Genomic DNA, 10,721 nt, shown 5'->3' on the forward strand with positions numbered 1-10,721 from the left:
CTGGCCGTGGCTCAGGGCTTCAGCACCTCCACCTTGTAGCTCGGCACATCGCCGTCAAGGTCGATGATAAGCCCGTGCACGTCCGACTCGAAGCCCGGGAAGCGTGCGTTCTGCTCGCGGGCGATGCGCAGCGACTGGATGATCGGCTCGTCGGCGGCACCGAACCGCTCGCCGGGCATGATGGTGGGAATGCCCGGCGGGTACGGCACCAGCATGGTGCCGGCGATGCGTCCGCTGATCGCCTCGATGTCGACCCGCTCGATCTGCCCGCGCACCAGGTGGTCGTAGGCCTCGGCCGGGGTCATTACCGGCTCGGGCAAGTCCACGTACATAGCACGCATCACCTGCGCCACCCCGAAGTCGCGGTTGAACGCATGCAGGGCATCGCACAGATCGCGCAGGCCCCAGCCGGCATACGCAACCGGGTAGTCCGCGGCCAGCTCGGGCAACGCACGGGTCAGTGGCGCATTGCTGTCGTACAGCTCCTTGAAGGCCATCAACTCGGTCACCAGCGTGCTCCACTTGCCCTTGGTGATGCCCATCGAGAACAGGAACAGAACCGAGTACAGGTTGGTCTTCTCCACCGTGATCCCGCGTGTCCACAGGAACTTGCTCAGCACTGCCGCCGGTATTCCGAGCTGGCCCATCTCGCCATTGATCGACAACCCCGGGGTCAACAGGGTGACCTTGATCGGGTCGATCAGCACGTAGTCCTCCACCAGCCCATCGAAGCCGTGCCAGTGCGCGTCCGGCTGCAGGTACCACTCGGCACGTTTGGCCACCATCGGCGCCGGCGCGTCGCCCTTGCCGAGCGCACGCTCCAGCTTGTCCGGCTGCCACACGCTGAACCACCAGTCGTCCCGGCCCAGGTCCTCGCGTACGTGCAGCATGGCGCGACGGAACGCGATCGCCTCATCGTGCATCTCCTGCACCAGCGATTCACCGGCCGCCCCCTCCATCATCTTCGAGGCCACATCGCAGGCGGCAATCACCCCGTAATGCGGGCTGGTGGAGGTGTGCATCATGAAAGCTTCGTTGAAGCGCTCGGCGTCCAGCTCACGGGTCGCGGCATTGCGCACGTGGATCATCGAGGCCTGCGAGAAGGCGGCCAGCAGCTTGTGGGTGGAATGGGTGGTGAAGATGATCGCATCCTGCCCGCGCGGCTTGCCCTTGGCCATGCCGTAATGGTTCTCGTAGAACGGATGGAACGCGGCGTAGGCGTACCAAGCCTCGTCGAAATGCAGGAAGTCCACCGCGCTGCCGATCTCTTCGGCGATCTTCTCGGCGTTGTAGCACAGGCCGTCGTAGGTGGAATTGGTCACCACCGCGATGCGTGGCTTGGAGCCGGCCTTGTACGCCCTGCTGGCCAGCGGGTTGGCGGCGATGGCCTGCTGCAGGGATTCTGGCGTGAACTGGTCCAGGCTGATCGGCCCGATGATGCCGTGCGCGTTGCGGCTGGGCGTGAAGTACACCGGCACGCCGCCGGTCATGATCAGCGCGTGCAGCAGCGACTTGTGGCAGTTGCGGTCGACGAACACCACATCGCCGCGCCCCACCGTGCCGTGCCAGACGATCTTGTTCGCGGTGGAGGTGCCGTTGGTGACGAAGAAGGTATGGTCGGCGCCGAAGTTGGCCGCTGCTTCATTCTCGGCGGCCTTGATCGGGCCGCTGTGGTCCAGCAGAGAGCCCAGCTCGGGCACTGAAATGGACAGGTCGCTGCGCAGCGTGTTTTCGCCATAGAACTGGTGGAACGCGCGTCCCACCGGCGACTTGGTGAACGCCACGCCGCCGGCGTGACCCGGCGTGTGCCAGGAATAGTTGGATTCGGCGGAATGGTGGATCAGCGCCTTGAAGAACGGCGGCAGCAGGTTCTGCATGTAATCTTCGGCCGCGCGCATCACCTGCCGCGCGATGAAGTTCTTGGTGTCCTCGAACAGGAAGATGTAGCCGTGCACGTACTTGAGCAGCTTGCTGGGCACCTTCTCGATGGTGCGCCGCTCGCCGTACAGGAACACCGGCAGGCTGCCGCGGCGGGCGCTCTGCTCGCGGAGGAAGCCGAGCAGGCGCTGGAACTCGGTCGGCTCGTCTTCGGTGCCATCGATGGAGATCAGCACCGCCGAGGCGGCCACATAGGTGCGCGCCCCGGCCTGCGCGTCGGCCAGGGTGAGCCCGCACAGCACGCGCTGGTCGTTTCCGCGCAGTTCCTCGACCAGCGCACGGATCAGGATGCCACCGATGCGCGGGGACTCGTAGTCGGCGTCGATGACGATGATCGGGTAATCCAGTGACTTGAAGTACACAGCATTTCTCCTGGGTGGAAGGTCACGGAACCGTGCGGCTGCCCGTGGTGTCCAGCGGCGGCAGCTGGCCACGCTGGCGGCGGCGCTCCTCGCTGAAGAACGGGTAGAACACGGTGATGAACAGGACGAACAGGAAGGCGTACTGCACGATGCTGCCGGCGGAGCCGAAGATCGCCCACAGGCAGTACACCACGGTGATGCTGGTCAGGAACCAGAACGCGCCGACGTGGGCCAGAGTGTGCGAGCGCTCCACCACGAAATAGCAGGCCACGCACGAGTAGATGTAGGGCAGCAGGGTGAGCACCACCGCCGCCGAGGTGATCACGTCGAACTGCGCCGAGGCGGTCTCCGAGGTGGAAGTGACCAGCACCGCCACCGTCATCAGCACCGCCACGATCAGCACGCCCTTGACCGGCACATCGTCCTTGTTGGTCTTGCTGAAGATGCTGGGGAACAGCCCATCGTCGGACGCCGCCTTGGCGCTCTGCGCGGTCAACAGGATCCAGCCGCCGAGCGACCCGGCGGCGCCGATGAAGGCGCACAGGCTCACCGCCGCCCCGCCCCACCCGCCCACTGCATTGGCCGCTGCCAGCGCGAACGGCGCATCGGAGACCTGCAGCTCGCCATTGGGGACCATGCCCATGATCACCGACGAGCTGGCGATGTATGCCACCGCGGCCAGGAACACCCCGGCCAGCGTCGCGCGCGCGACGTTCTTTTCCGGGTTCTCCACGACACCGGCGGTCACCGAAGCCGATTCCACGCCGATGAACGCCCACAGCGTGAGCGCGGCCGCACTGGAGATCGCGCCGAAGTTGGACTCGCCGGACACGTTGTAGGCGCCCTTGAAGATTGCCGGGTCGAAGAAGAACCAGCCGAAGATCGCGATGCCCAGGATCGGCACCAGCGCGAAGCTGGTGGTCACCGTCTGCACCTTGCTGACGAACGCCGGGCCGATCACGTTGGCGAAACTCAGCGCCCACACCAGTGCCAGCACGGCGACGCAGCGCGGGATTGGCTGCGACAGGATCGGGAAGAAGTAACTGAAGTAGCCCACCGCCGCAATCGGGATGGCCACGTTGCCGATCCAGTTGGCGAACCAGTACACGGTGTTGGTCTGGAAGCCCATGTACGGTCCAAACCAGTCGCGAGCATAGGCATATGGGCCGCCCGCCCGAGGCGCGAGCTTGCCCAGCTTGGCGAACACGAACGCCAGCAGCAGCGCGCCGGCGGTGGTGACCAGCCAGCCCCATATCGACGCCGTGCCGATCTTGGCCAGGCTCGAAGGCAGCAGGAACACCCCCGAGCCCATCATGTTGCCGGCCACCAGGAACGTGGCACCGACCACCCCGATTTTCTTCGCTTGCGCCATGACGGTCTCTCCGCTACTTGATGAAGTTGTATTGCAGGCTGCCCTGCAGCCGCATCGTGTCGCCGCGCTGCCCATCCTGTTGCTCGAGCTGTCCGTACAGCAGCTCCATGCCCATCGTCCAGGACGGCGCCGGACTCCAGATCAGGTTGAATACGCCGTATCGGCTTTGACGGAAGGCGTCGGCGGCGAGTGCGGCGTTGCGCGCCATCGTGAGCTGGCCGTAGATCAGGTTGGAGCGCCACATTGGCGACCAGTAATGCGTGTAGCCGACGAATCCGCCCTGCAGCGACAGCGCATGCAGGCGACCGTCCATGCCGATCACCGCGTCCAGTCCGGAGCCGGTCAGGTCAGCGGTATAGCGGCCCAGGCCCTTGCCACCCAGCAGCCCGAACAGCAGCAGGTCGCGCTCGCCCACCGAGGCCGAACCGCTGAGCTGTGCGCCGCCGCCGAAGCGACGGTCATCGCGCTGGTCGCCGTCGTAGCCCAGGCTGCGCGCCACCGCGCCGAGCTGCAGGTGGCCCCAGTCGCGCTCCATGCGTGCAGTGAGGGTCACGTCGGGCAGCCGGTTCACGGCGATGGCGTCGTCGGTGGTCCCGGCAAGCTGGCTGTCCGGATCCTCGGCGGCCACGGTCAGGGTGTTGCCTTTGCCCAGGCCGAAACTGTGGTGGATGCCCGCCACCAGCAGGTAGCCCGCCCCGCCTGGACCGGCGAAGTCCAGCGTGTCGGGCAGGCTGTCGGCATCCATGAAACTGGAGTAGCCGTAACCGGCGTAGGTATTGCCCAGCTGGCCATAGGCGTGGCGCAGGCGGAACTGGTACCCATCACTGCTGCCGAAGAAGTCGTTTTCCAGATAGAAACGCAGGTTGCCGCGCGAGGTTGGCCGCCGCGCCTCGAAACTGAAGCGGGTCTGCTTGGCGTGCAGGTTGAAGTTGGAGGCGTCGCGGTGGGCGCTGCCCACCGGAATCGACGAGGTGACGAACTGGTCCTCGTCGCCCGCCGCGCGCGCATCGGCGATGGCATCGAGCTTGGCGTAGCCGCCGATGCGGATCAGCGTGTCGGTGTTGGGGATGGCGAAGAAGCCCTTGAGCTCCGGGTCGGTCGGCCCCGCCGCGCTGTCGGGTCGCGACGCGGCCGAAGAAGGGTCGGCGACCGAATCGCGCGGCGGCAGGATCGCCTGACCGGTACCGGGCACGCTGGCGCTGGCGGCCTGGCTGAGCGTGGCAGCCGGCGCGATCGCAGTCGGCGCGATCGCAGTCGGCGCGACCGCGACCACCTCGGGCGGCGACGTGGACGGACGGCCTTCGGCACGCTCCAGCGCGTCCAGGCGCTGTTCCATCGCCTGCAGGGTCTGGCGCACGGCGCGGATGTCCTGGCGCAACGCCTCGGCAGAATCCTGCGCATGAACGGGGGCCGCGCACAGCGCGGCAATACAGAGCACCAGCACAGAGCAACGCATCACGTCCTCCCTGGACCGCAGACAACACTGCCCGCCGGGAACGCATCGCAGCGCGTGCGCCCCCTGGCAGACAACCCGGTAATGCGGGACTCCCTCCTGATCCCGGGTTTCGCGCAGTCGCTGCGCGTGCCTGCGCCTTGAGTACCAATCGCGCGGTGACCGGATCGTGAAGTCAACGTGTCACGCCGATGACGCGCGCCCCTGCCGGAGCGCCACGTGGCGGGTGACTGCGTCGGGATGCAACAGAACCTCATGCGTCGCAGCATGACGGCGCACGGTGGCGCCTGCGTTGATGCAGATCAATGCGGCGCGTCCGTCGCGCCGCATTCATCTCACGCCGCGATCAGCGTGCGCCCATCACCTTGTCCATGTCCTCGCCCTGCGGCATGCCGGACACGCGCTGCACCACGCCTTCGGCGTCACGGAACAGGATGCCCGGCGTGCCCTGGAAGCCCAGCTCGACCATCAACACCTGGTTGGCGTCGAGTTTGTTAGCCAGCGCCGGGGTGATGCTCGCCGCCGGCTTGATGCCGCCCTTGCTGAAATCGTGTTCGTTCTGCAGGAACACCGCGCTGGGATTGGGTGCGCCGAGAATGGCAGCGGCCTTGGCCGGGCTGTCCTCGCGAATGACGCCGACCATCACATGGCGCAGTTGCACCTTGCCGCTGTCCACCCACGGACGCGCCGCTTCCCAGAACCGGTGGCAGTACGGGCAGTTGGCGTCGCTGAAGGTGTACACCACGCGCGGTGCATCGGCGCGGCCGTCGCGAACCCAGGCGCTGGCATCGAGCTTGTTCCAGATCCGGTCGGACATCGGCTTGGCCACGAGACGGTCAATAGGACCGGCGCCGACATCCTCGCCCTTCTCATTGAACAACGTGCCGACCATAACGGCCTTGCCGTCGGCAGTGACATACGCCGCGGCCGGCTGCTGCCCACCCACCAGGCCAGCGAAGCCGCGCAAGCCACCCGGCGCATCGAACTCGCCCATCACTTCAAATCCGTGCTTCTCGATGCCCTGCAGCACCGCCGGACGGTTTGCCGAGGCCTTGGCCGCACCGCCTGCCGCAGGCGCCGTAGGCTTGGAGGGTTGCTGGGCCTGGCTGCAGCCGGCCACGCCGAACAGCAGGGACATCGCGAGCAGGGAGCCCAGCACGGGCGAAGATTTCAACAACATGGAAACTCCTGGGGAGCGCAAAAGTGACGAACGACCCACAGGGTAGTCGCATCCGACCGCCGCTGCAGCCGGATGCGGGCAACGCACTGTCGCCGCTCAGGCGGCCGGGCGCAGCGGTTCGCCCTGCAGGTGCGGCAGTGCACCGCGCGTGCGCTCACGGCGCTGGGCGAAGATCTGGCGACGGTAACGGGCCGGGGTGACCCCGACGATGCGCAGGAACAGGCGACGGAACGCGCTCTGGTCCGAATACCCCACCGCCCACGAGACTTCATCGACCGCGCCGCCGGCCTGAAGCAGCAGCTGTGCCTTGGCGATGCGCAGGCGCTGGCAGTATGCGATCGGGCGCAGCCCGGTGGCCTTGAGGAAACGCCGCTGCAGGGTGCGCGGCTCCAGACCGGCGGCGTCGCAGATGTCCTGCAGGGTCACCCCGCGCGCGGCGATGCTGTGCAGCCAGCGCTGCGCCTTGAGGATGCCGCGGTCGCCATGCGCGAAATTCGGGCTGAAGCGTTCCAGGTCTTCCTGCACGCCGCGCGGGATGACCAGCTGCAGCTGCTGGATGGCCGCGCTCATCACGCTCTGCCCGTAGATGCGGGCCAGCAGGCGCAGGCTGAGGTACTTCCAGGCTTCCGGCCCGGACGCGGTCAGCAGGTCGCCGTCGTCCACGAGCGCGCGCTCGCTCGGCTGCCAGCTCGGGACCACCGCCGCCAGCGACGGGCAGCGCGACAGGTCGGGCAGGCTCACCGAGCGACCGGTGAGCACGCCGGCCGACGCCAGCAGCAACCCGCCTTCCTCGCAACCGGCCAGCAGGCTGCCTGCGTCATGGCAGTCGCGCAGCCAGGTCAGCGTGCGCTCGTCGGCCTGCATCAGCGGCCAGCTCGGCTCGTTGCCGGGCACCACGATCACCGCCGGCGGTGCGTCGCCGAACAGCTCGGCACCGGCCACGCGCTGCATGCCGTGCCCGCGCGTGGACAGGGTCCAGCGGGTCACCAGCATCCGCGCGCCGGTGCGTTTGCCCGCCGCCGCCGTGCGGTTGCAGCGCTGCGCCAGTTCGGACAGCACGGGTGCGGCAGCGCGCAGGCTGCCGGGGTATTCGAGCACGGCGACTTCCATGAGGGTCGGCGAGCTCGGCTTCGTCATCGACGAAGAAGGGGGAAAAGATGCATCCATGACGGCGCTCCTGGAACGGCTGCTGAAACGGGTGAAACCCTGCTGGATCAAGGCTTCCCGGCGATTCCAGAGGAGCGTACGGAGCGGCTTCACATGCAGCTATGAAACTAGTTGTAAATCGGCTCGGTAACGACATCCGCGCCACGTCGGGAAAACCCTTGACTCTTGACCAGACTCCAGGGTTCACACTGGCCCCCTGCTCTCCTGCGAGGTCGCCGTGAACATTGGACAACTCGCACGCCAGGCCGGCGTGCCCATCGACACCGTGCGCTACTACGAGCGCCAGCACCTGCTCGCCACCGCCCAGCGCAGTGCCGGCGGCTACCGTGTGTTTTCCGACACCGACCTGACCCGGCTGCGCTTCATCCGCCGCGCCAAGGCGCTGGGCTTTACCCTGGACGAAATCGGCGAGCTGCTCCGGCTGAGCGACCATCGCGGCCAGGACATGGCGCAGGTCCGCGATACCGCCGTACACCGCCTGCAGGACATCGAACAGCGCATCGCCGAACTGCAGCGCATGCACACCGCACTCGAACAGCTGGTGCACGCGTGCCCCGGCCACGGCGACCTGGAGCAGTGCCCGATCCTTGGCGCGCTGGCGGAGCCACGCGCATGACCGCACCGCACCCCCACACCAGCTGCTGCTCCGCCCACGGCGCGGCCACCCACGCCGCGCGCGCCACCGGCCCGGTGCCGGCCGGCACCCGCTACACCTGCCCGATGGATCCGCAGATCGTGCAGGACGGCCCCGGCACCTGCCCGATCTGCGGGATGGCGCTGGAGCCGATGATGCCCAGCCTGGACGAGGGCGAGCATCCCGAGCTCACCGATTTCCGTCGGCGCTTCTGGTGGAGCCTGCCGCTGAGCATCGCCACGATGGCGCTGGCGATGCTGGCGATGACCCCGCTGCTGCACGCACTGCCGGCCAACGTGCGGGTCTGGATAGAGCTGGGCCTGGCCACGCCGGTGGTGCTGTGGGCGGGCTGGCCGTTCCTGCAGCGCTGGGCGCAGTCGATCCGCAACCGCAGCCCCAACATGTGGACCCTGATCGGCACCGGCGTGCTGGCCGCCTACGGCTACAGCGTGGTGGCGACGGTGGCGCCCGGCCTGTTCCCGCCCTCCTTCCAGCAGCACGGCCATGTTGGGGTGTACTTCGAAGCGGCCGCGGTGATCATTTCGCTCACCCTCCTCGGCCAGCTGATGGAACTGCGCGCGCGTGCGCAGACCTCGGCGGCCATCAAGTCGCTGCTCGGCCTTGCGCCGAAAACCGCGCGTCTGCTCCGCGCGGATGGACACGAGGAAGACGTGGACATCGGCGCGCTGCAACCGGGCGACCGCGTGCGCGTGCGGCCCGGCGAAAAGGTGCCGGTGGATGGCAGCGTGCTGGAAGGCCGTTCCAGCGTGGACGAATCCATGCTCACCGGTGAGCCGGTTCCGGTCGTCAAGGGCGTGGGCGATGTGGTCATCGGTGCCACCCTCAACGGCACCGGCAGCCTGCTGATCCGCGCCGAACGCCTGGGCGCGGACAGCATGCTGGCGCAGATCGTGCAGCTGGTGGCGCAGGCGCAGCGCTCGCGCGCACCGATGCAGCGCCTCGCCGACAAGGTCGCCTACGGCTTCGTACTGGCGGTGCTGGGCGTGGCCGTGCTCACCTTCCTTGGCTGGGGCCTGTTCGGACCGTCACCGTCGTGGACGCATGCCGTGCTCAGCGCGGTCGCGGTGCTGATCATCGCCTGCCCGTGTGCACTGGGCCTGGCCACCCCGATGACGATCATGGTCGCCACCGGCCGCGCAGCGCAGCACGGCGTGCTGTTCCGCGATGCCGAAGCCATCGAAGCGCTGCGCACGGTCGACACCCTGGTGGTGGACAAAACCGGCACCCTCACCGAGGGTCGCCCGGCCTTCCGTGAGGTACTGGCCGCACCCGGATTCGATCCCGACCAGGTGCTGCAGTGGGCCGCCAGCCTGGACCAGGGCAGCGAGCATCCGCTGGCGGCGGCCATCGTCGCGCAGGCACGCGAACGCGGCCAGGCCCTGGCCAGCGTGCAGGACTTCGACTCCATCACCGGCCTGGGCGTGCGCGGCAGCCTGGCGGGCAAGGCGCTGCTGCTGGGCAACACCACGTTGATGGCCGGGCATGGCATCGCACTGGAGGCGCTGCAGCACGATGCCGAGCGCCTGCGCCAGCAGGCCGCCAGCGTGATGTTCCTGGCAGTGGACGGTGCCCTCGCCGGCCTCATCGCGGTCGCCGATCCGATCAAGGAGTCGACCCGCGAAGCGATCGCACAGCTGCATGCCGACGGCGTCCGCATCGTGATGGCCAGCGGTGATGGCACCGCAACGGCGAAGGCAGTGGCGCGCGAGCTCGGCCTGGACGAGGTCCATGGCGAGATGCGCCCTGCCGACAAGGCCGACCTGATCCGTCGCCTGCAGGCACAGGGACGCGTCGTGGCGATGGCCGGCGACGGCATCAACGATGCACCGGCACTGGCCAGTGCCAACGTTGGCATCGCGATGGGGAACGGCACCGATGTGGCCATGTCCAGCGCGCAGGTCACGCTGGTCAAGGGCGATCTGCGCGGCATCCTGCGTGCACGCCAGCTCTCCGCGGCCAGCGTGCGCAACATGCGCCAGAACCTGGGGTTTGCGTTCCTCTACAACGCGTTGGGCATTCCGGTCGCCGCCGGCGTGCTGTATCCGTTTGGCATCACGATGTCGCCGATGCTGGCGGCGGTAGCGATGAGCCTGAGTTCGGTATCGGTGATCAGCAATGCACTGCGCCTTCGTCATCATCGTGTGTCGAATGCATGACACTTTTTTCTTGCCAATCGAAAAAAGCGTCGCTATGATTCCGCTCCTCACGACGTGGGGCCATAGCTCAGCTGGGAGAGCGCCTGCATGGCATGCAGGAGGTCGGCGGTTCGATCCCGCCTGGCTCCACCACTCCAATCCTTAGGCCGATTGGAAGGTAGTGAATACAATTCAGTTTTTCGTGCGTCCCCATCGTCTAGAGGCCTAGGACATCACCCTTTCACGGTGGCGACCGGGGTTCGAATCCCCGTGGGGACGCCAGTTACAAAACAGAAAGCCCCGACTCCGGTCGGGGCTTTTTGTTTGTCCGCATGGCGTCGCAGAAATCGCTCGCAACCCCTTGGCGAATGCTCTTCACACGCGTAGAATTCGCGCTCCAGCATCGTGGGGCCATAGCTCAGCTGGGAGAGCGCCTGCATGGCATGCAGGAGGTCGGCG

At 67.3% G+C, this 10,721-nt stretch carries 7 protein-coding genes and 2 tRNA genes; 4 read left to right on the forward strand and 5 right to left on the reverse strand.

Annotated elements, in window-relative coordinates; all coding sequences use genetic code 11:
• Positions 1-11: 11 nt before the first annotated feature.
• The 5 genes from RWO33_RS09380 to RWO33_RS09400 all read right to left on the reverse strand — a co-directional run bounded on the left by RWO33_RS09380 (position 12) and on the right by RWO33_RS09400 (position 7,472).
• On the reverse strand, positions 12-2,300 hold the full coding sequence (locus tag RWO33_RS09380; RefSeq protein WP_314104582.1) for an Orn/Lys/Arg decarboxylase N-terminal domain-containing protein: 2,289 nt from the start codon (positions 2,298-2,300) through the stop codon (positions 12-14).
• 22 nt (positions 2,301-2,322) lie between these two features.
• Positions 2,323-3,672 carry an arginine/agmatine antiporter gene (gene adiC / locus RWO33_RS09385; RefSeq protein ID WP_314104584.1) on the reverse strand — a complete coding sequence of 450 codons (1,350 nt, stop codon included), beginning with the start codon at positions 3,670-3,672 and terminating at the stop codon, positions 2,323-2,325.
• 13 nt (positions 3,673-3,685) lie between these two features.
• Positions 3,686-5,128 (reverse strand): DcaP family trimeric outer membrane transporter, encoded by a 1,443-nt coding sequence (locus tag RWO33_RS09390; RefSeq protein WP_314104586.1) that lies wholly within the window; start codon positions 5,126-5,128, stop codon positions 3,686-3,688.
• Between the two features lie 343 nt (positions 5,129-5,471).
• On the reverse strand, positions 5,472-6,305 hold the full coding sequence (gene dsbG, locus RWO33_RS09395; protein ID WP_314104588.1) for a thiol:disulfide interchange protein DsbG: 834 nt from the start codon (positions 6,303-6,305) through the stop codon (positions 5,472-5,474).
• Between the two features lie 96 nt (positions 6,306-6,401).
• Positions 6,402-7,472: a helix-turn-helix domain-containing protein gene (locus tag RWO33_RS09400; RefSeq protein WP_314104589.1), complete on the reverse strand. Its 1,071-nt coding sequence runs from the start codon at positions 7,470-7,472 to the stop codon at positions 6,402-6,404.
• A gap of 217 nt (positions 7,473-7,689) precedes the next feature.
• Here RWO33_RS09400 and RWO33_RS09405 point away from each other — a divergent pair, with 217 nt between their 5' ends.
• From RWO33_RS09405 to RWO33_RS09420, 4 genes are all read left to right on the forward strand, one after another.
• Positions 7,690-8,088 (forward strand): heavy metal-responsive transcriptional regulator, encoded by a 399-nt coding sequence (locus RWO33_RS09405; RefSeq protein WP_145477404.1) that lies wholly within the window; start codon positions 7,690-7,692, stop codon positions 8,086-8,088.
• Between the two features lie 104 nt (positions 8,089-8,192).
• A complete protein-coding gene (locus RWO33_RS09410) occupies positions 8,193-10,283 on the forward strand; it encodes a copper-translocating P-type ATPase (RefSeq protein ID WP_343229908.1) in 2,091 nt (696 codons plus the stop codon).
• A 56-nt stretch (positions 10,284-10,339) separates the two neighbouring features.
• Positions 10,340-10,415 (forward strand) — tRNA-Ala (locus RWO33_RS09415).
• 53 nt (positions 10,416-10,468) lie between these two features.
• Positions 10,469-10,544, forward strand: a tRNA-Glu gene (locus RWO33_RS09420).
• The last annotated feature ends 177 nt before the right edge of the window (positions 10,545-10,721 follow it).

Source organism: uncultured Stenotrophomonas sp. (assembly GCF_963519925.1).
GTDB classification, from domain to species: domain Bacteria; phylum Pseudomonadota; class Gammaproteobacteria; order Xanthomonadales; family Xanthomonadaceae; genus Stenotrophomonas; species Stenotrophomonas maltophilia_AE.

What these genes read in the sequence shown, in the direction of transcription:
- RWO33_RS09410 (WP_343229908.1), top strand. Translation starts at nt 8,193, where the DNA reads ATGGATCCGCAGATCGTGCAGGACGGCCCCGGCACCTGCCCGATCTGC.
- adiC (WP_314104584.1), bottom strand. Translation starts at nt 3,672, where the DNA reads ATGGCGCAAGCGAAGAAAATCGGGGTGGTCGGTGCCACGTTCCTGGTG.
- RWO33_RS09400 (WP_314104589.1), bottom strand. Translation starts at nt 7,472, where the DNA reads ATGGATGCATCTTTTCCCCCTTCTTCGTCGATGACGAAGCCGAGCTCG.
- dsbG (WP_314104588.1), bottom strand. Translation starts at nt 6,305, where the DNA reads ATGTTGTTGAAATCTTCGCCCGTGCTGGGCTCCCTGCTCGCGATGTCC.
- RWO33_RS09390 (WP_314104586.1), bottom strand. Translation starts at nt 5,128, where the DNA reads ATGCGTTGCTCTGTGCTGGTGCTCTGTATTGCCGCGCTGTGCGCGGCC.